This window comes from Clostridium estertheticum (genome assembly GCF_011065935.2).
In the GTDB taxonomy this organism is placed as follows: domain Bacteria; phylum Bacillota; class Clostridia; order Clostridiales; family Clostridiaceae; genus Clostridium_AD; species Clostridium_AD estertheticum_A.
Map to the genome: position 1 here is coordinate 3,469,755 of NZ_JAAMNH020000001.1, position 21,043 is coordinate 3,490,797.

23 protein-coding genes are annotated in these 21,043 nt (G+C 31.3%); 3 read left to right on the forward strand and 20 right to left on the reverse strand.

The annotated features are described in order from the left end of the window. Nucleotides 1-4: 4 nt before the first annotated feature. The 8 genes from G9F72_RS16495 to pta all read right to left on the reverse strand — a co-directional run bounded on the left by G9F72_RS16495 (nucleotide 5) and on the right by pta (nucleotide 6,622). The gene (locus G9F72_RS16495) at nucleotides 5-1,096 is read right to left on the reverse strand and encodes an elongator complex protein 3 (RefSeq protein ID WP_164955728.1); all 1,092 of its coding nucleotides are present in this window, start codon (nucleotides 1,094-1,096) and stop codon (nucleotides 5-7) included. Beyond that, nucleotides 1,089-1,790 (reverse strand): ribonuclease III, encoded by a 702-nt coding sequence (rnc, locus tag G9F72_RS16500; protein ID WP_164955729.1) that lies wholly within the window; start codon nucleotides 1,788-1,790, stop codon nucleotides 1,089-1,091. The genes G9F72_RS16495 and rnc overlap by 8 nt, the downstream gene beginning before the upstream one ends. Before the next feature lie 187 nt (nucleotides 1,791-1,977). Then, nucleotides 1,978-2,211: an acyl carrier protein gene (gene acpP / locus G9F72_RS16505; protein ID WP_318010983.1), complete on the reverse strand. Its 234-nt coding sequence runs from the start codon at nucleotides 2,209-2,211 to the stop codon at nucleotides 1,978-1,980. 33 nt (nucleotides 2,212-2,244) lie between these two features. Beyond that, nucleotides 2,245-3,267: a phosphate acyltransferase PlsX gene (gene plsX, locus G9F72_RS16510; RefSeq protein ID WP_164955731.1), complete on the reverse strand. Its 1,023-nt coding sequence runs from the start codon at nucleotides 3,265-3,267 to the stop codon at nucleotides 2,245-2,247. Nucleotides 3,268-3,458: 191 nt separating this feature from the next. Beyond that, nucleotides 3,459-3,644, reverse strand: coding sequence for a 50S ribosomal protein L32 (gene rpmF / locus G9F72_RS16515; RefSeq protein ID WP_164955732.1), 186 nt, complete (start codon nucleotides 3,642-3,644; stop codon nucleotides 3,459-3,461). Nucleotides 3,645-3,656: 12 nt separating this feature from the next. After that, nucleotides 3,657-4,157, reverse strand: coding sequence for a YceD family protein (locus tag G9F72_RS16520; RefSeq protein ID WP_164955733.1), 501 nt, complete (start codon nucleotides 4,155-4,157; stop codon nucleotides 3,657-3,659). A 218-nt stretch (nucleotides 4,158-4,375) separates the two neighbouring features. After that, complete coding sequence (locus tag G9F72_RS16525) at nucleotides 4,376-5,569, reverse strand: acetate/propionate family kinase (RefSeq protein ID WP_164955734.1); 1,194 nt, start codon at nucleotides 5,567-5,569, stop codon at nucleotides 4,376-4,378. 51 nt (nucleotides 5,570-5,620) lie between these two features. Next, entirely contained in the window at nucleotides 5,621-6,622 is a 1,002-nt protein-coding gene (pta, locus tag G9F72_RS16530) for a phosphate acetyltransferase (RefSeq protein ID WP_164955735.1), read from the reverse strand. A gap of 229 nt (nucleotides 6,623-6,851) precedes the next feature. Between pta and G9F72_RS16535 the strand changes: the two genes are divergently transcribed. Then, on the forward strand, nucleotides 6,852-8,075 hold the full coding sequence (locus G9F72_RS16535; protein WP_164955736.1) for a nucleotidyltransferase: 1,224 nt from the start codon (nucleotides 6,852-6,854) through the stop codon (nucleotides 8,073-8,075). A 125-nt stretch (nucleotides 8,076-8,200) separates the two neighbouring features. Continuing rightward, nucleotides 8,201-9,379 carry a sporulation integral membrane protein YlbJ gene (gene ylbJ / locus G9F72_RS16540; RefSeq protein ID WP_164955737.1) on the forward strand — a complete coding sequence of 393 codons (1,179 nt, stop codon included), beginning with the start codon at nucleotides 8,201-8,203 and terminating at the stop codon, nucleotides 9,377-9,379. On the opposite strand, the gene G9F72_RS16545 is transcribed toward ylbJ, so the two are convergent. The 6 genes from G9F72_RS16545 to G9F72_RS16570 all read right to left on the reverse strand — a co-directional run bounded on the left by G9F72_RS16545 (nucleotide 9,362) and on the right by G9F72_RS16570 (nucleotide 15,330). Beyond that, nucleotides 9,362-9,886 (reverse strand): ATPase, encoded by a 525-nt coding sequence (locus G9F72_RS16545; RefSeq protein ID WP_164955738.1) that lies wholly within the window; start codon nucleotides 9,884-9,886, stop codon nucleotides 9,362-9,364. The two genes, ylbJ and G9F72_RS16545, sit on opposite strands and share 18 nt — an antisense overlap. 10 nt (nucleotides 9,887-9,896) lie before the next feature. Further along, nucleotides 9,897-10,379 carry a pantetheine-phosphate adenylyltransferase gene (coaD, locus tag G9F72_RS16550; RefSeq protein ID WP_164955739.1) on the reverse strand — a complete coding sequence of 161 codons (483 nt, stop codon included), beginning with the start codon at nucleotides 10,377-10,379 and terminating at the stop codon, nucleotides 9,897-9,899. A 39-nt stretch (nucleotides 10,380-10,418) separates the two neighbouring features. Continuing rightward, nucleotides 10,419-10,982 (reverse strand): 16S rRNA (guanine(966)-N(2))-methyltransferase RsmD, encoded by a 564-nt coding sequence (gene rsmD, locus G9F72_RS16555; RefSeq protein WP_164955740.1) that lies wholly within the window; start codon nucleotides 10,980-10,982, stop codon nucleotides 10,419-10,421. 76 nt (nucleotides 10,983-11,058) lie between these two features. Beyond that, the gene (gene recG / locus G9F72_RS16560) at nucleotides 11,059-13,167 is read right to left on the reverse strand and encodes an ATP-dependent DNA helicase RecG (RefSeq protein WP_164955741.1); all 2,109 of its coding nucleotides are present in this window, start codon (nucleotides 13,165-13,167) and stop codon (nucleotides 11,059-11,061) included. A 143-nt stretch (nucleotides 13,168-13,310) separates the two neighbouring features. Then, nucleotides 13,311-14,966 (reverse strand): DAK2 domain-containing protein, encoded by a 1,656-nt coding sequence (locus G9F72_RS16565; RefSeq protein ID WP_164955742.1) that lies wholly within the window; start codon nucleotides 14,964-14,966, stop codon nucleotides 13,311-13,313. 13 nt (nucleotides 14,967-14,979) lie between these two features. After that, the gene (locus tag G9F72_RS16570; protein WP_164955743.1) at nucleotides 14,980-15,330 is read right to left on the reverse strand and encodes an Asp23/Gls24 family envelope stress response protein; all 351 of its coding nucleotides are present in this window, start codon (nucleotides 15,328-15,330) and stop codon (nucleotides 14,980-14,982) included. Between the two features lie 197 nt (nucleotides 15,331-15,527). On the opposite strand from G9F72_RS16570, the gene rpmB reads away from it, so the two are divergent. Then, nucleotides 15,528-15,719, forward strand: coding sequence for a 50S ribosomal protein L28 (gene rpmB / locus G9F72_RS16575; RefSeq protein WP_164955744.1), 192 nt, complete (start codon nucleotides 15,528-15,530; stop codon nucleotides 15,717-15,719). Nucleotides 15,720-15,931: 212 nt separating this feature from the next. Here the strand turns inward: rpmB and G9F72_RS16580 are convergent, their stop codons facing one another. The 6 genes from G9F72_RS16580 to G9F72_RS16605 form a co-directional block, all read right to left on the reverse strand. Continuing rightward, the gene (locus G9F72_RS16580; RefSeq protein WP_164955745.1) at nucleotides 15,932-16,102 is read right to left on the reverse strand and encodes a hypothetical protein; all 171 of its coding nucleotides are present in this window, start codon (nucleotides 16,100-16,102) and stop codon (nucleotides 15,932-15,934) included. Nucleotides 16,103-16,224: 122 nt separating this feature from the next. Further along, on the reverse strand, nucleotides 16,225-16,860 hold the full coding sequence (locus G9F72_RS16585; RefSeq protein WP_164955746.1) for a thiamine diphosphokinase: 636 nt from the start codon (nucleotides 16,858-16,860) through the stop codon (nucleotides 16,225-16,227). A gap of 1 nt (nucleotide 16,861) precedes the next feature. Further along, on the reverse strand, nucleotides 16,862-17,512 hold the full coding sequence (gene rpe, locus G9F72_RS16590) for a ribulose-phosphate 3-epimerase (RefSeq protein ID WP_164955747.1): 651 nt from the start codon (nucleotides 17,510-17,512) through the stop codon (nucleotides 16,862-16,864). Beyond that, a complete protein-coding gene (gene rsgA, locus G9F72_RS16595) occupies nucleotides 17,509-18,378 on the reverse strand; it encodes a ribosome small subunit-dependent GTPase A (RefSeq protein ID WP_164955748.1) in 870 nt (289 codons plus the stop codon). Before rsgA ends, rpe begins: the two co-directional genes overlap by 4 nt. A 51-nt stretch (nucleotides 18,379-18,429) precedes the next feature. After that, nucleotides 18,430-20,322, reverse strand: a complete 1,893-nt coding sequence (pknB, locus tag G9F72_RS16600; protein ID WP_164955749.1) for a Stk1 family PASTA domain-containing Ser/Thr kinase — start codon at nucleotides 20,320-20,322, stop codon at nucleotides 18,430-18,432. Beyond that, nucleotides 20,297-21,043 carry a Stp1/IreP family PP2C-type Ser/Thr phosphatase gene (locus G9F72_RS16605; protein WP_164955750.1) on the reverse strand — a complete coding sequence of 249 codons (747 nt, stop codon included), beginning with the start codon at nucleotides 21,041-21,043 and terminating at the stop codon, nucleotides 20,297-20,299. Before G9F72_RS16605 ends, pknB begins: the two co-directional genes overlap by 26 nt.

The following is a 21,043-nucleotide window of genomic DNA, read 5'->3' on the forward strand; positions in this document are numbered from 1 at the left end:
TAAATTAAAATCCTTCTTTATATTTCGAGTGTGCATATTCAGATATACTAATATTAATACATTTTTCTCCAATATATACACTAATATTTCCACGTTCTATGGTAATATCTTGAAATACCTCTATTAAATTTGTACCTATTTGTTTCTTTATGTCATAAAAAAAGCTTTTGCCATTAGCATAAAGTTTTGAAATATCTTTTGGATTTATTTTAACTGAAACTGTATTAACAGTATTATCATTTTTAATATTACTGCTGATGACATCATGTAGTATGTCATTATATATACTACCTTCAACGAGTTCTCTAAATGCTGGATGAAATGGCCCGGAAACCAAATCATTCCCCTCAGAAATTTCCTCAGTGGGTTGTAATCCTATTCTAATAACATTTATTTTGTTTGACATCATCATAAGATAAATTATTTTACTTATATTTATTGCTTCACTTAGTGAATAAGGTTTAAATGTTTGATTTTTATACATTTTTTCCATTGGTGTATCTTTAATTACAAGAGCAGGATATATTCTACAAATATCTGGTTTAAGAGCAATAACTCCTTTCGCTGTATCTATGTCTTTGTTTATATTATCTCCTGGTAGCCCTATCATAATTTGATGCCCCAAGATAAACCCATATTGCTTTATAAGTTTCGATGCGCGCTCCACATCTTCCGCAGTATGCCCTCTGCCTGATTTCAATAGTACTTCCCCGTCTAAGGACTGGACTCCTAGTTCTATAATATCTACAGTGTATTTTTTAAGATTTTGCAATATACTATCATCGATATAATCCGGTCTTGTAGACAATCTTATAAATTTTATTTTATTACTATCTTTAAACTTCTTTGCAACAGTTAAAAGCTCTACCTGCTTTTCTGTTTTTATAGCTGTAAAAGTTCCTCCAAAGAATGATACCTCAATAATAGCATCATCATTGTTTATTGTTCTTAAGTATTCATTTACTGTTCTATCCACATATGCTGCGTCAACTTTTACTTTTGTGCCTGTTATGCTATTTTGATTGCAAAACACACAATCATGTGGACAACCTTCATGTGGTACAAAAATCGGAATTATGTAATGCAAATTACTCATGCATATCCTCCTGACTTGCAATAACTTCTTTGGCTGCATTTTGCTCTGCCTCTTTTTTACTAAGTCCTTGACCTGAACCACTTACAGTTCCATTTATTGATACATTAACAAAAAATTTCCTTTTATGTGGTGGTCCTTCAAATTTTACAAGTTCATAGCAAATATGCACTTCTCCATTTTGCTGTAATATTTCCTGAAGCTTAGTCTTATAGTCCAAAACTATCTCATTACTAATCGCTTTATCAATAGTTGATTTAAAGTTCTTAAGTATAAAGGACTTTGAATACTCTATTCCGGTGTCTAAATATATAGCGGCAATGACAGCTTCAACACAATCTGCCAATATTGAAACTCTATTTCTACCGCCAGTAATTTCTTCGCCTTTGCTCATGTTCATGTACATTCCGAGTTTCCAGGCGTTTGCAATATCGCACAGTGAATTTTCACAAACAATTAGAGATCTAATTTTAGTTAAATAGCCTTCATACTTTTCAGTAAAATTAATGTATAAATATTCGGATATTACAAGTTGTAACACCGAATCCCCTAAGAACTCAAGTCTTTCATTAAATTCAACCTTTTTTTTCTGATTTGCAAAGGAACTATGGGTTATTGCAGTTTTTAATAACTCCTTATCACTAAAATTTAATTCCAGTTCATTCTCAAGGTTCTGTAATTTTATATCGCACTTCATAAATCATTGCTCCTTTTAGGAAGTTTATTTAAATATCTTTTGTTTACATTCACCTTAGCCCTATATATCAAGTTTATTATTCAATTTACTCCATCACACCTAATATAATAACTAGACTTGATTTTTATAATAAATTCAAAAATAAGTTTGAAAAAGCTAAAGGCCCGCAATACTGCGGAGCCTTATATTATTCTTCAGTGTGGGCTTTAATATATTCTACTACATCGCCGACAGTGGCAATTTTCTCAACATCTTCATCAGGAATCTCTATATCGTATTCTTCTTCCAATGCCATAATTAATTCAACAATATCAAGAGAGTCAGCGCCTAAATTATTCATAAAAGATGATTCCATTTTTATTTCTTCTTCATCTATACTTAACTGTGATGCTATAGTAGCTCTAATTTTTTCAAACATAATATTTTCACCTCCTTAACTTTTTTTAAATAGCTATTACAAATTACTACTTACATTCTTTTCTTGCTCAGAGGATTTTTCAATTTCCAATTTTAATTTTTCTACCACATTATTATCATAAAATATTGTAGCCTGTTTTATTGCATTTTTAAATGCTTTGGCGTCTGAACTTCCATGAGCTTTTATACAAATCCCATTTACACCCAGAAAGGCAGCCCCACCATATTCTTTATAGTCAAAATCCAGTTTAAACTTTTTAAACACAGGTTTTAATAGCAAGCCTCCAAGCTTGGTTCTAAAAGAACTCATTATGCCAGTTTTTAATATATCAAATATATTAGCAACTGCACCTTCATATAATTTTAATATTACATTTCCTACAAATCCATCACACACCAAAATATTAATGTCTCCAGTCGGTATTTCTCTTGCTTCCACATTACCTACAAAATTTAAATTTGCCTCTTTAAGTAGTTTATGAGCTGATTTAGAAAGTTCGTTACCCTTCTCCTCTTCTGTACCTATATTTACAAGGCCCACAGATGGATTAGCTATTTTTAGAATATTTTCAAAATATGTTTTCCCCATAAGTCCAAATTGAACTAAATAATGAGGCTTACATTCTGCATTGGCTCCACAATCAATTATCATAAAAGGACCACTTTTTCCCGGCATTATAGGTGCAAGCGCCGGTCTATCTATGCCTTTTATTCTTCCTACTATAAGCGTACAACCAGCTAAAAAAGCACCAGTACTTCCAGCTGAAATAATAGCATCTGCATCGCCACTTTTTACAAGATTCAAGGCTTTTACGAGGCTAGAATCCTTTTTGCGCTTAATTGCCATTACTGGATGTTCACTTGTACTAATAACTTCCTTTGCATCAATAATTTTTATTCTATTAGAATCATAGGTATATTTCAATAGTTCTTCGCAAATTAAATCCTCAGCACCAGTTATTAAGATATCTATATCATACTCTTTTATTGCCGCAATGCAACCTTCAACCACGGCACTTGGAGAAAAATCTCCACCCATTCCATCTACAACAACTACCATTTTAAACCCTCACTTTGAATTTGCCTTATAAATAAATATAATATATATAAATACAAATAAATATTTATATATATTATATACTATAAAGCACAAATATTTCTAGTATTTTTAATACTAGAATAAAATATAATTATATTTTATTTACCATAATTATATTTAAATAATAAAAAAAAAGTCTTTCGACTTTCTTTTTATTTTGGTTCCATAACAATAACTTCTCTATTTTTGTAATAACCACAGTTTTTACATACTCTGTGAGCAAGTTTCATATCGTGGCACTGAGGACACTCAACTATTCCTGGTAAACCAAGTTTAAATGTTTGCGCTCTTCGAGAATCTCTTCTACCTTTAGAAAATTTTCTAGCTGGATTTCCCATTGTAACACCTCCTTAATCAGTTAAAAACAATTCTTTTAATTTTGCCAACCTTGGATCAACATCCTCATTTGCACATTTGCATGTACTATGATTTAAATTAATTCCGCACTGATGGCATAATCCTTTACAATCTTTACTACAAAGTTTTTTTATAGGTAACATAGAAATGATATTATTTTCCACGATTTCATCTAAATCTAATCTATCATTATTAATAAAAATAATATCCTCATCTTCACTCTTTAGAGTTTTCGACAGTTTTTCATTTAATTCAATATGTATTGAATGTGAAAAGGTCTCAAGACACCTAGAACAAGCAAGCAATAGTTCTGTCTCAATACTTCCAGATAAATCAATTTCATCACCTATAGGTTTTAAAATCAAATCTAACTTAACTGGTTTAGAAAATTGTACAAATTCATTATCATAGAAAAACTTATCTTTTTCTAAATCTAATTGAATTTTTTTCCTTGTGTTTTTATTACTAAATAATTCTGAAACATCTATTACCATACTATCCACTCTGAAAAACTAAATGCCATTTAGTTTATTCTCATATAAAGGAAATCTTTATACATTGTATAATAAATATACAGCTCGAGCAAAGCTTCTGCGTCCCTCCTAACTAAATAGTTTTTTACTTACATCAAACACAGACTATTATATAAACAATGCAGTAAAAAGTCAAGATTTATTTATCATAGAAATTAACAATAATTTTATTAAAGTCACTATTTTATTAAAGCTTCAGTGTCTCTTGCAATTACTAATTCTTCATTTGTTGGTATAACAAATATTTTAGTCTTAGAATCTTCTGTATTTAATTCTACAGCTTTTCCACGAACCTTGTTTTTTGATTTATCTAAAATTGCTCCCAAAAATTCTAGTCCATTACATACGTCTTCTCTTGTTTCTGGAGAGTTTTCACCAAGTCCAGCTGTGAATATAATTGCATCTACTCCACCCATTGTTGCAGCATAAGAACCTATATACTGTTTAACTTTATAGGTAAATATATCAAGTGCCAACTGCGCTCTATGATTTCCCTCTTTCCAAGCAGCTGTTTCTATGTCTCTAAAGTCACTACTAACACCAGAAATTCCCAGAACCCCTGATTTTTTGTTCATCAAATCATTTGTTTCATCAATTGTTAATTTCAATTCCTGCATTATATAAGTTATTATAGCTGGATCTATATTTCCACATCTAGTTCCCATAGCTATTCCTTCAAGTGGTGTGAATCCCATACTTGTATCTACAGATTTACCATTTTTTATAGCACAAACGCTTGCTCCATTTCCTAGGTGACAAGTGATTAATTTTAGATCTTTTATGTCTTTACCCATCATTTTTGCAGCTTTTGCTGAAACATAGTTGTGAGATGTTCCGTGGAATCCATATTTTCTAACTGCATACTGAGTATAAAGTTCATATGGAAGTGGGTATATATATGCAACTTCTGGCATGGTTTGATGGAAGGCAGTATCAAATACAGCTACCATAGGTGTCTTTGGCATTAATGCGCTACAAGCATTTATTCCAATTATATTAGCTGGGTTGTGAAGTGGTGCAAGTTTTGCACATTCTTGAAGGTTCCTCATTACTTCATCTGTAATTATAACAGAATGAGCATATTTTTCTCCACCATGAACGATTCTATGCCCTACCGCGCCTATTTCAGATAACTCTGCGATAACACCATGTTCCCCCTCTATTAGAGCTCCAAGCACTAATCTAATAGCATCTGTGTGGTCTTTCATTGGTTCTTCAAGAATATATTTCACGCCACTCGCCTTTTGAGTTAATTTTGATCCTTCTATTCCTATTCTTTCTACCAAACCAAGGGCCAAGCATTCTTCGTTTTCCATGTTTATTAATTGATACTTTAATGATGAACTTCCGCAGTTTATAACTAATATTTTCATTAAATTAGCCTCCCAAGCCGTATGTGATTTTAATATTTATTATATATTAAATTATTTTTGAATTTGAGCTTGAACTGCAGTTACTGCAACAACATTAACTATATCTTGCACACTGCAACCTCTTGATAAATCATTTATTGGTTTAGCAAACCCTTGACAAACTGGTCCTATAGCTTCTGCACCCGCAAATCTTTGTACTAATTTGTACCCAATATTTCCAGATTGTAAATCTGGGAATACTAATACATTGGCATTTCCAGCTACAGTACTATTTGGTGCCTTTTGTTTTGCTACACTAGGAGATATAGCTGCATCTAGTTGAAGCTCTCCATCAATTTGTAAATCTGGTCTAGCATTTTTTGCAATTTCAGTAGCTTTTGCAACTTTATCAACTAATTCATGCTTCGCACTCCCCATAGTTGAAAAAGATAACATTGCAACCTTAGGCTCAAAATTACATAGACATTTCGCATTATCTGCAGTACTTATAGCAATTGACGCTAATTCCTCTGCATTAGGATTTGGATTAACAGCACAATCCGCAAATAAAAGCAGACCATCTTCACCATATTCATTGGTTGGCAATTCCATTATAAAGAAACTTGAAACAACCTTAATTCCTGGTGCAGTTTTAATAATTTGCATTCCAGGTCTAAGTAAATCTCCTGTAGTATGTACTGCTCCTGATACTAAGCCATCTGCATCATTCATTTTAACCATCATGGTTCCAAAATACATAGGATCTTGCAATGTCTCTGCCGCTTTTTCCAGTGTCATTCCTTTATTTTTTCTTAATTCATAAAATGCCTTTGAATAGCCCTCAGTTTTTTTAGAAGTTTTTGGATCTATAATCTCAATCCCGGAAAGGTTGACTCCAAACTGAGTTGCTTTTGCTTTAATTACAGTTGAATCACCTATTAATATTACCTCAGCTATTGAATTATTTTTAATGATTTCACTAGCCCTAATAGTTCTTTCTTCCTCACCTTCTGGAAGTGCTATTATTTTCACATCTGCTTTTGCCATTTTACATATTTTCTCTATAAACGCCATTCTTATTTCTCCTCTCAGTTATTATCAACTTATATACACTAATAATATACTACTTTTGCGGTATACATTTCAACCTAAAATATTAAATTTCGCTACATATATTGTATTTTATATATTCATAATTTTCCGGCTTTTTATTTTACCTGTGAATATATATGCTTTTAATAATTTATTTTTTATTATATACTATACCTAAATAACTAAATAAAAGTTTTCACGAGGTGTTTAAATGAATATTTCAGGTATAATTGTTGAATATAATCCACTGCATAACGGTCACGTGTATCATATTAATAAAACCAAAGAACTAACAAATTGCGATGCATTAATTTGTGTTATGAGCGGGAATTTTGCTCAACGTGGAATTCCATCTATTATAGATAAATGGACAAAGACTAAAATGGCTTTAAACAATGGAGTAGATTTAGTAATAGAGCTACCAGCTATTTACAGTATTTCTTCAGCAGATTTTTTTTCCTATGGCTCTGTAAGTCTCCTAAATAGCTTAGGCATAGTTGATAATATTTGTTTTGGTAGCGAGCAAGGGGATATAAAGGACATATGCGATATTTCCAATATACTGCTTAAAGAGCCTATTGAATTTAAATCATTATTAAAAACTTATTTATCCAAAGGTATTGTTTACCCAAAAGCCCGAGCTAATGCACTTTATGATTATTTAATAAATTCAAAAAATCACATATCAAACTTATTATTAGATGATTTTCTCAAATCTCCTAATAATATACTAGGTATTGAGTATTGTAAAAGCTTAATAAAGTTAAATAGTTCAATTACACCCTATACACTAAAAAGAGAAGGTGCGGCCTATAACAGCAATATGCTACATAATGAATTTTCGAGTGCCACAGCTATAAGAAGGTTCATTAAAGAAAACGGTTCACTATCAGCACTAGAGGGTCATGTTCCAAATTCAGTATTAGCTGAAATGCTAAATTTATACTCAAAAAATTATGAATTTCCCTTTGAGGATTCCATGTTTCCGTATATAAAACATAAATCAGCTACATCAAGAAATTCATTAGTAAACTTACCAGATGTATCAGAGGGTCTCGATAATAAGATTATTAAATCTTTACAAAATAATTTAAGCTATTCTAGTACTTTAGAAAATATAAAAAGCAAACGGTACACCTATACCCGAATTAGCAGGATATTATGTCAATATTTTATAGGTTTTGATAGCTTCGATTCCCAAAATTTAAGATCACTGCCTTGCCCTTATGCTCGTGTTTTAGGATTTAATTCAAATGGAAAATCAATTCTAAAATCTATAAAATCGAATAGTAGCATTCCACTTTATACTAAAATCCCCAAAGATCAAAATGCTACCTTGCAATTAGATATTCAGTCTACAAGAGCTTACAGCATATTAAATAGCTCCATAAGTCCTAATAGTGATTATTTAATTTCCCCTATAATTGTAGATTAAAAAATAAATGCTACTATCATAAATTGCTAGTAGCATTTATTTTATTTTATATTGTTCACTTAATACATAAGTTTATTAAATTTTAAATATATTTAATACAGAAATACTTTAAAAGGGGTTTGAAATTGAAGTTACTATTAGTTATAATATTACTTCTCATAATATTCATATTGTTTAAACTATTTAAAACCTTGAATATAAATATTTTAATAACAATAATTTGTTCACTTGTTATTCTTCAAATAATATTAGCACCAAATATTTGTATAAAGTACACTATATCTGGTGCTAAATTGTTTTTCAACGCTGTTTTTCCTTCTCTTTTCCCATTTTTAGTTATAATAAATATTATAATAAGCTACGATGGCATTCATATTTATTCTAAACTATTAGGCAATATAATTAGTAGACCTTTAAAACTAACCAAAGAATGTAACTTTGCACTGTTAATTAGTGTATTATGCGGTTATCCCTTAGGCGCACGCTACACTTGTGATTTATACGAAAAAGATTTAATTGATTTAAATACCTGTGAAAGATTACTAAATATAGCTACTAATTCTAGCCCTCTTTTTATTATAGGTTCAGTAGGAGCATCCATGATGTTAAGTGCTAAAATTGGTTATATATTATTAATTTCTAATCTTCTATCCTGCATGTTTATGGGCTTTATTATTCCCTCAAAAAATTCTCTTTATAAAATTAAAAATAAAAATGGTGATTCCCCTAAAAGGGCAGTCACCACTATGAATATTGGTATAATATTTAAAAACAGTATTGAAGATGCCCTAAAAAATTCCTTAAATATAGGTGGTTTTATAGTAGTCTTCTCTGTAATTACCGGAATAATTAAAGACAATGTGCTATTTCACATTGTCCTTAATAAGTTTTCTTTAATAATTGGTCTTTCTTCGAATTTTACAGAAGGTTTATTATTAGGGTTACTCGAGGTAACTAATGGATGCTATTTAGTAGCTTCTAGTAATTCAAATTTATATGTAAAACTTCCAATATTAAGTTTTTTAATTGCTTTTAGTGGTTTATCTATCATTTCTCAAGTTTATAGCTATACCTATAAACACGATGTATCAATGACAAAATACATTGCTAGAAAATTTATTCAAGGCATAATTTCTTCAATTTTTACAATAATTCTATATTTTGCTTTTCTTCAGACCTCATCTGTTTTTACCTTTAATAATATGAATTTATATAGCGGTAGTAATTTATACTTTTTAATCTTATTAATTTTGTTTATTCCATTACTACTTGTAAACATAATTAAACTATTTCATACTTCTTAATTCTTTAACATTTTCTCTTATTGAAGTTGTGGTATCAGTAACTTCTTCTTGAAGAGATATTAAAAACGTTTGAACATCTGATTTGATTTTATGAAGCATTTGTTGCCCTTTTAAATCAATCTCTTTATCTAATTGAGATAATATTTCATCAGCATAGTCTTTAGCCCCTAGCCTCATAATTTTAGCATCTCTTTGGGCTGCAGCTATGATTTCTTCTGCTCTTGTTTGTGCTTCTTTAACTAAGTCTTGCTTTTCAACTCTTCTTCTTATTTTGTCAATGGTCTCTTCCTCGAAAATTTTAGCTTGTTTTTTTGCATCAACAAGAATTCGCTCTTTTTCGTCGCAGATCCACTGTGACTTTTTAAACTCATCTGGCAAGTGATTTACAATTTGATCAATTATATCCAATATTTCTTTTTTGTTTATTACAGACTTACCTGTAACAGGTATTTTAGATGAACTCTCAATAATTTCTTGAAGATACTCTAAAAGTTTTATAACATCCATATTTTTCCCCCTATTTAGAATTAATTTTCTTCATAATATCTGGAATAATCTGGTCAGGTACTAATCCTTTAATACATCCTCCAAACATTGCAACCTGCTTAACTGAGGAAGAACTTAGATAGCAATACTCTGCCTTTGTCATCATAAACATAGTTTCCTTAGTTGGATCCAATTTATTATTCATTGATGCCATTTGAAACTCATATTCAAAATCCGAAAAAGCCCTAAGTCCTTTCACAATAACTCCCGCTTCTTCTTTATTCATTAGGTCAACAAGTAAGCCACTAAACTTCTTAACCCGAACGTTAGGTAAATCCTTCACTAATTTCTTTATTTGTTCTACTCTCTCATCTACAGAAAAAAGATTCACTTTTTCAGGGTTAACAAGTACTCCTACAATTAATTCATCAAAAACTCTAGCAGCCCTCTCAATAATGTCTAAATGTCCGTTAGTTATCGGATCAAAACTTCCAGGGCAAATTGCTTTTTTCATGTTATTCCTCCATGTATTCCTCTGGTATGCTAATAACTTTTAACTACTAGCCACCTTGTATTTGTAAAACAATACAGTTGTATTCCCATATTTTCTCAAATCAGAAAGATGAATAATAGAGTTCCCATCATATACTTCTTCTGAAGAATCTATTTTACAAACAATCAATCCGTCATTACTTAAAAGTCTATTTGCTGCAATAATATCAATAGCAGGGGGAATCATATCTTTTGCATATGGGGGGTCTATAAAAATTAAATCAAACACAATTTTTTCCTGCGCAAATTGTTGCATATATTTATATGTGTCCCCTTTTAAACAGATGCATTTATCATTAAACTTTAAATTATCTACATTCTTCTCTAACATCTCGAAGGTAGTATCACCCATATCAATTAGATAGCATTTTTCAGCCCCCCTACTTGCTGCCTCTAGTCCTAAGCTGCCAGTACCTGAAAACATATCTACCACTACCGCATTCCTTGTTCTGTCTTGGATTATATTAAATATAGCTTCTTTTATTCTATCTAATGTAGGCCGCGTTCCCATCCCAACAGGGGATAATATCTTTCTTCCTCTTGCACTTCCAGAAATTATTCTCATATGTTTATTCCTCCATCTAGCCAGTTTCGATAATATTTTAACATATATATGTATTATTTACAAAGATATTTTTACCCTAATTAAAACAAATATAATTAGAACTTTGCTGGATTTTTTCTATTATCTCATTTTTCACCTTTATATCTTCAATATTATCACTTTGTATTAATTGTTTTGCTTCATTATTTGCTAGTTTTAAAATATTAATGTCTTCAATCACATCTGCTAGAATTAAACCCGATTCACCATGCTGTTTAAAGCCAAATAACTCTCCAGCACCTCGAGTTTTCAAATCCTCTTCAGCAATATAAAAACCATCATTACTTTTTATCATTATATCTAATCTTTTTTTCACTATTTTGTTTGTGATATTGGCTAGTAGTATACAATAGGACTTATGTACTCCTCTTCCTACTCTTCCTCTAAGTTGGTGAAGTTGTGCAAGTCCAAATCTTTCCGAGTTTTCTATTATCATAACAGTCGCATTTGGTACATTTACTCCAACTTCAATTACTGTTGTGGAAATCAATGCTTTAATTTCTCCAGATTTAAATCTATCCATGATTTCATTTTTTTGCTTACTGGGCATTTTACCATATACCATTGCTATTTCTATAGAACTAAAATATTCACCCTTTAATTTTTCATAAAGTACCTGAACGGAACTTAACTTCATTTCTTCATTTTCTTCTACTAAGGGGCAAACTATATAAACCTGTCTTCCCTTATTAATTTCACTTAGTGCAAATTCATAAACCTGTTTACTAGAAGCCATACTTTCATAGGAGGTATCAATATTCTGTCTACCTGGTGGCAATTCATCTATAATTGATACATCTAAATCACCATATAAATATAGTGATAGTGTTCTCGGAATAGGAGTAGCTGTCATTACAAGAATATCTATATTTTTGCCTTTATTGGATAACCTATTTCTTTGTGACACTCCAAATCGATGCTGCTCGTCAGTAACAATCATACCTAAGTTTTTAAACTCTACATTCTCTTCAATAAGTGCATGGGTTCCAATAATAATATCAATAGTTCCATTCTTTAGTTCCTGTTTTATTAATTCCTTATTTTTAGGCGATATACTTCCAGTTAATAGCTGTATTGTTAGTGGAAAATCCTTTAATACCTTTTGAATTTCCTCGTAATGTTGATTTGCTAAAATTTCAGTTGGTGCCATCATAACTGCTTGATAACCATTTTTCACCACATTAAACATAGTAATTATAGCAACTATTGTTTTACCACTCCCAACGTCACCTTGCAGTAACCTATTCATGGCTATATCCTTCTTTTGATCTATTAGAATTTCCCGTACAACTTTACTTTGTGCTTTAGTAAGGTTAAAGGGAAGGCAGTCCTTCAAAGTTGTAAGTTCTGGAGCTATTTTAAATTGGATACCATCATTATGAGATTTTATAAACTCTTTTAACATTAATATTTTCAATGAATATGTAAATAACTCTTGAAATTTAAGTCTTTTCTTTGCTGCATCAAGCAATTCTGAACTTTTGGGGCTATGTATATTTCGGGTAGCCTCATCCAAGGAACAAAAACCATATTTCTCCAGAATCCATTTAGGCAAATTCTCACTTATCTCAACATTGCACAGCACGTCAGAAATAATTTTATTGAAAAAATTATTTGTAATATTGTTTTTAAGTGGGTATGTTGCAATAATTTTATTTGTTTTCATTGCACTATTCGTATCCAATGAATTAATATTATCTAATGAATCACTTATATTCAATGTGTCATCTATGTCCATTGAGGTGTTTTTTACTATTTTAGGATTCATCATTGTGATTTCACCCTTAAACGTATTTACTTTACCTGTTATCATATATTTATTTGAAATTTTAAAGCTGTTTTTTGCATATGGTTGATTAAACCATTTGCCTTTGAATTTATTTTCACCTTGGCAAAAAACTATGGTAGAAAGAGTTTTATTATTTTTTAACCTAAGATCTTTTAATATATTTAAAACAGTACACTCTACAATGATTTTTTCACTGTCCGCAGAGTCCAGAATGCTTTTGCCAGCAGATACATTCTCATAATCTCGTGGAAAATATAACAATAAATCTAATACATTAAAAATCCCACATTTATTCAAAGTTTCTGCCATCTTAGGTCCAACACCCTTTATATATTTTATATTACTATAAATATCCACAAATACCACTCCAAAAATATGATTTTAATAATACATTTTTCATTACTAAATTTAGGCTACATTAAAAAGTATTAAGTATATACACAATTATCTTTAACTTATTATGTATTTTAATGCACCTAAGAAAAAAAGCCCTAGGGCTTTTATTCAACGGAAGCAATAAAATAATATAGTGGCTGTTTTCCATTATAATGTTGAATGTCTATATTCGGATATTTGTTCTCTAAATCAGAAATAAATTCTTCTACTTCACTTGTTATACAATCCTCACCATAGAAAATTGTAACAAGCTCACTATCCTCTGTGATCATACTATCTATAATATCGGAGCAAACCTTGTAAATATCTGTTCCAACTTCTTTAATTTTGTTCTCAACTAAACCTAGAATATTTCCTTGTTTTATTATATTACCATCAGATTCAGTATCTTTAACTGCATAGGTTACAGAAGCGGTTGCAACATTTTTAATTGCTTCTTTTAATGTATTTTCATTTTCTTCTACACTGACTTCTGCATTAAACATTGTTACGGCAGTTATTCCTTGAGGTATTGTTTTAGAAGGAATAACTATTACGTTTTTGTCTGTAAGTTCCACCGCCTGCAGCGCAGCCATAAGTATATTTTTATTATTAGGTAATACAAATATATTTTCAGCATTAATTTTATTGATACTATCTAATATATCTTGTGTACTTGGATTCATAGTTTGACCGCCCTCAATTACAACGTCGACACCCAAATCCTGAAAAATATTTTTAATGCCCTCACCTAGTGCAACGGATACAAATCCATATTTTTTTTCTTCAGCAGTATTTTCTTTTACCGTTCCCTCTGTTGCTTCCTCAGATAATTCCTCTTGAATGCCTAATAAATTTCTATGTTGCTCTCTCATATTTTCTATTTTTATCTTAGAAAGTTCACCTAGTGTTACTGCTTTAGAAAGCACTAGCCCTGGATCATTGGTGTGTATATGAATTTTAAGAAATTCATCTTGGGTCACTACAACCATTGAATCTCCATGTTTTTCTAAGTAATTTTTTAATTCATTAGTATCAACGCTTTTAACAATAACCAATAATTCAGTACAGTAACCATACTTTATGTTTACTGGCATATCTGCAGCTGCAGATGATATTGTTTCTGATTTACTAACTTGTTTATCTGATTTATTAATAGTAGCTTCCATATTGTTTTTTAAAGCTTCATACATTCCTTTAAACAATATTAGAAGCCCCATGCCACCTGCATCAACTACTTTTGCTTCTTTTAACGCTGGAAGCATATCTGGAGTTTTATCTAGCATAATTTGACTATGCTTGCAAACTTCTTCCATAAGTGCAACTAAGTTAGTTGCTTCGCTATTGACTGCACTTTCACCAGCAGCTTTAATTATAGTTAAAATAGTTCCTTCAGTAGGTCTCATAACAGCCTTATATGCAAAAGTTGCACCTTCTAAAATACTTTTAGCAAATTCTTCAGAAGTAACTTCCTCCTTACCTTCTAGGCCTTTTCCAATGCCTCTAAATATTTGTGATAGTATAACGCCTGAATTACCTCTTGCACCCATCAGCGCGCCTCTAGCTATCTTTTGCGATATCTCACCAATAGACGTAGTTGACATATTTTCAATTTCACACACTGCAGCCTTAAATGTCATTGACATATTAGTACCTGTATCTCCATCTGGAACTGGAAATACATTTAGTGAGTTTACATATTCTTTTTCATCTTCTAACCTATTTGACGCATTAATTACCATATTACGGAAATGTTGTCCGTTAATTTTTAAGTATTCCAATGTTGTTACCCCCTTAAACCCTTACACCTTGTACGTTTACTGTTATTGCTGCAACTTTTAGTCCTGTATAATTTTCAACATTATATCTTATTTTTTGAATTATATTATTTGCAATTACAGAGATTTTCGTGCCATATTCAACTATTATATACAATTCAATAAATAGCTGATTTTCCTTAGAATGAATTTTAACGCCTTTATTTAACCCATCGCTCTTAATTAATTGCCAAAATCCATCCTTAGCATCTTTTAATGCCATGCCCACAACTCCATAACACTCCATTGTAGAAATGCCAACTATATTAGCTAACGACTCCTCTGAATAATATATAATACCATTCTCGTTCGTAATGTTACCTTTCATTGTAATTCCTCCTTATAACGCTATATAGATTATTTTATATTATAAAGCTAATTTATTCAAGAAAATTAATTATTTAATTACTTTAGTTACTAATAATTTTGTATTCTACTTGCAAGAGTAGTAGTATCTATGTTACAATAATGCGTGTTTCAATTGAGAAGATTTTTTTTCTTATTAGTCTTAAGGAGGTGTTTTCATTGTCAAGAAAATGCGAAATATGCGATAAAGGTGTTATTTCTGGTGTTCAATATAGTCACTCACACCGTCAATCAAAAAGGAAATGGGCTCCAAATATCCAAAAAGTTAAAGCTATAGTTAGCGGAACGCCTAAATCTATACATGTATGTACTAGATGTCTTCGTTCAGGTAAAGTACAACGAGCTATATAATTAGGAAATAAAAAATGCAGCTATGAAAGCTGCATTTTTTATTTTAACTACTATAATTGAGAATATTAACCTCATTATGCGCATTTCTATGTTATTTTCTAAAGAAAAATTTGATTATTCGAGATATAAACCTAGGTAATTTAATAGCCACAATATTCATCTCTATCCCCCCCTAATCATGAACTATATAGCACCTATCTATCATCATATCACTAACAGTGATTGTTGTGATTCATTATAGTAAAGCCACAATAAACAATTCCTCCTCCCGCAGCAATCAGCCACCACCAAAACGGAACTATTACTACCGATATAATCCCTATACCTACACACGCAAGGATTACTCCAAGCTGATTTCCTAAACTCTTATAATACTTTTTCATAAGTTGTTACCCTCCCAAAGTATTCCAATATTATTATATGATTAACCGTCCCTTATGTTGCAAAAATAAAAAACTATTTTTTTATTGAGGTTATCAATAAAAAAATAGTTTTTATAGTGATATTAATCTGATGATAATATTAACATTAGCGTTCCAGCTTTAAATTTAATTTCAACTTGCGGCACCGCAAATTCATTTGAAATAGTTATACTCTGTCCGACTTTTAAATTATAATTATTTAGTGGATATTTTGCGCCCTCTATGGTTAATCCAATTATTTCATCCCCATAAGATTGTACAGAGAATATCTGCCCCACACTGCCCTTTAACGATATTGATGTGTTAATTAACCTAACAACATTGTTCTCATCCTTTAAGTAGGCATTAACGCCGTTTTGCAAACAAATTTTAAGCATTCCAATGTTTCCGAGTAAATGATCAATTCTACTTCCGGTGCAACCGAGGAATACTATTTCATTTGGTTTCATGCATATAGCCTTTTGTGTTGCAATTTCAGTATCAGTAAAATCTTTTTCTGTAGGGTAGATATCGATAGTACATTTGCCTTTTTTAAAATAATCAAATGCCACTTTATCAATGGAGTCAAAATCTCCTACTAATAAATCTGGCTCTATATTATAATCATATAGACAATTAGCCCCACTATCTGCTCCAATTAAAAATGTATCCTCAGTAATTTCCTTCAAGAGAAATTCTAGAGATGGAGGATTCCCCCCGGATATTATTATGACCTTCATATTAAATACCGGCTCTTAATGATTTTATGTTTTTCTCAATTTCATCATTCGCAAATATAGCGGACCCAGCTACAATTACATTAGCCCCACTACTCACAACTTCTGAAATATTAACTCCATCAATGCCACCATCTACTTGAATCATCAGGTCTTTATTATATTTATCTGCAAGAGCTCTAACTTCTTTAATTTTACCTGAGCAGTATTTAATATACTTTTGCCCACCAAATCCAGGGTTTACGGACATAATAAGTACCATATCAAGATTACTTATTAAATGTTTAATACAGTCTACAGGTGTTGCAGGATTTAATGCAACTCCTGCTTTAATCCCAAAACTTTTTATGTAATTAATAGTTCTATCAATATGCCTATCAGCTTCATAATGAACAGTTATAATGTCAGCTCCCGCGCCTGCAAAAGCTTCTACGTATCTAGATGGTTCTTCTATCATAAGATGCACATCAAATGGCAATTTTGTTAGTTGTCGTACACTCTTAATAATTGGAATACCAAAAGAAATGTTAGGCACGAACATACCATCCATTACGTCAATATGAATCATATCAGCACCATATGCGTCTAACTGCTTAATATGTTCTCCTAGCCTTGAAAAATCCGCTGACAGTATGGATGGTGATATTTTTATCATTTTCTATTCCCCCTAGCAATAATTTCTTCTAATGTTTTTATATAAAATTTATACCTATCCCTGTAAATTTCATTATCTTCTACCGCTTCTTTAACTCTGCAGTTAGGTTCCTTATAATGCATGCAATTAGAAAATCTACATCCATCTCTGTGCTTTTCAAATTCTGGAAAACAATGTTGTAATTGTTCTTTGTCGATGAAATCTAAACTTAAAGAGGAAAATCCTGGTGTATCTAGTAAAAATCCTTCTTCATATTCGATAAGTTCACTGTGCCTTGTAGTGTGCTTGCCCTTTTGGGATTTCTTGCTTATATCTCCGGTTATCATAGCTTCTCTTCCAACTATATTATTGAGTATAGTTGACTTTCCAACTCCAGAAGGCCCACAAAAAACACTAATATTATTTTTTATTTTTGTTTTAAGCTCGACTAGACCTTCACCCTCTTTTGCTTTTAAAAATACTATATCACATCCCACACTTCTTAATTCTTTTATAAGATCCTCATTAACTTCTTCAACTAAATCCAACTTATTTAAACAAAGGACTATCTTTAACTTATAAAATTCACAAAGCACTAGAAATTTATTGAGCAAATCCATATTTAAGTCAGGTTGTTTAAAAGCAAAAACTACAAAAGCTTGAGTAACATTAGCAACCACTGGGCGTATCATCTCATTATCTCTATCAAAGATTTTTTCAATTACGCCTTTGCTAGTGTCTACCTCCAGCATTATTTCAACTTTGTCACCAATAACAGGGGAAAGTCCAGCATACCTGAACTTCCCTCTTGCCTTACATTCAATAACTTTATCTTCAACTTTTACAAAATATAATCCGCCTATACCTTTTATGATTACTCCTTGCATATATCCTCCATGGTTTAACTTTAATTTAATATTTTCAAATATATTTAAATTTTATTGAGTAACTGGTGGTGTTACTGGAGGTGTTGCCGGCTTTGATGTTAGTGTAATAGTATCTCCAACATCGGCCTTACTCCCTGGCGCTTTATCTTGCTTATCAATGATATCTGCATCATTACCATTAACCGATATAGTTATATCATATGATGTAGCATAATCTTTTGCTTCTTTAACTGTTTTACCTATAAACTTTGGAACCTCAAATTGCTCTTTTACAGGTTCTTTATAAGTATAATAACTATATCCCACTAAATTGCCTTGCTCCACTTTTGTAGTTGCTGCAATTGTTTGACTGAAAATTTTACCACCCTGTGATTTATCACTAGTTACTATTTCTTTTGTATTACCTACTTTTAAATTTGAACTTTGCAATGATCGTTGCGCCTCGTTTAGAGATAGTCCAGTTAAATCTGGCACCACTGTATATTTAATGCTTGCTCCCTTACTTATAACTAAATTTATTTTATCACCCTTTTGAACTGTGCTATCTACATTGGGATCCTGACTTATTACTATACCACTAGCAATGGAATCACTGAACTCCTCTGAAACATTGCCTAATACCAAACCGTTTTGTTCAATCATAGCTTTAGCGGTAATTTTATCATATCCTTTAACATAAGGAACTGTGAAAGTCTCTAGCCCTTTACTCACCCTAACTCTTACTTCACCATTAGTTTTTATTTCTGTTCCTTCAGGAGGAAAACACTCTAGCACCGTACCTTTGGGTTTGTCATTATTTTCTTCTCCAATTTCCGTAAAAGTCAGATGCTTTCCTTCAACTAATGTTCTTGCTTCGCCTTTATCAAGCCCTAAAATTTTAGGCACAACTAGCTTCTCTACAGGCACTCCTTTACTATTACCGGCAAAAATACCTTTATATATTAAGCCTGCAATACTCAGTAGTACAATTAATAAAATTACTGCAACAGATACTATTATCTTTGTTTTATTATTTTTTTTGTTTTCATTTTTTGAAACATCAGTTTTTTCATAATCAGCTGCATTTACAGGTGCCATAACTCTAGTATATTCATTTTCATTATTATTTGATCTTATAGTATACTCACTATTCTTTTGTATCCTTTGTAAATCTAAAATCATTTCATTGGCAGTTTGATATCTTTTTATTGGTTCCTTCTCTATTGCTTTTAATATTAATTTATTTAGGTTTTCAGGAACATTGTCATTTATGTCCTTAGGAGGCACCACTGGTTCTTGTATATGTTTTAAGGCTACGGATACAGGACTTTCTGCATCATAAGGAACTCTCCCTGTAACCATCTCATAAAGCACTATTCCGAAAGAATAAATATCCGTTCTGCAGTCTACAAAGCTCGCTTTAGCTTGTTCTGGTGAAAAATAATGAGCTGATCCCATTACTGTACTAGTATTAGTTATTGTTACAGAACTAGAAGCTTTTGCTATGCCAAAATCCGTAACTTTAACGGTTCCATCTTCAGTCACTAATATATTATGCGGTTTTATGTCCCTATGTATAATGTTATTCTTATGAGCACATTCAAGTGCCTTTGCAATTTGGATACCATAATCTATTACCTGACTATTATTCATACTACCATTTTGAAGTATAATTTGCTTTAGTGTTTTACCTTTTATATACTCCATTACAATGTAGTTAATGTCTCTTTCTTGTCCAACATCATAAATATTAACTATATAATTTGATGAAAGACTAGCTGCAGATGCAGCCTCTTTTTTAAACTTTTCCATGAAATCTATATTATTTGAGAATTCTTCTTTTAGTATTTTTACAGCAACATAACGATTAAGTAAATGACACTTAGCTTTATAAACTATTGCCATTCCGCCCTCTCCAATTTTTTCTAGGAGTTCATATCTACTCCCTAATATGGTTCCTATCATCTCTGCACTCTCCTTCAAATACGATAACTGATATGTTATCTCTTCCGCCCTTAGATTTGCTTAAATCCACTAACATTTTGCAGCTAGAATCATTGTCATTTTCCATAATAATATCATACATTTCTTCATAAGTCACATCATTAGTAAGCCCATCTGTACATAAAATACATTTAATTATACTATTCAAATCCACATCAAATAAATCAACTTCTACTTCCTCATTTGTTCCAAGTGCTCTTGTAATAATATTCTTATTTGGATGATTTCTAGCTTTTTCTTCAGTTATAGTCCCATTATCTAAAAGCTGTTGTACCAGTGAATGGTCTCTTGTGATTTTTAATAATTTTCTATTACTATCGATGACATAACAACTACTATCCCCTACATTTGCCACAACCATTTTATCTTGCTTTTTAAAACAAATTGTTATAGTTGTACCCATGCCACTAAGGGCATCACTCTCACTTGCCATTTCATAAATTTTCTTATTCGCAGATTTTATTCCCTCAGAAAGCACTTCTTTTAAATCCATGCCATGCTGATTCTGCTTCACATATTCTAGTATAACCTTAATAGCAAGTTCACTTGCAACTTCTCCTGCATTGTGTCCTCCCATACCATCTGCTACAGCATAAATGTCAAAATCACTGCCTTCAAAATAACCTACAGAGTCTTCATTTGTTTTTCTAACATTTCCAACATCAGATAAAACCCCCAGCAT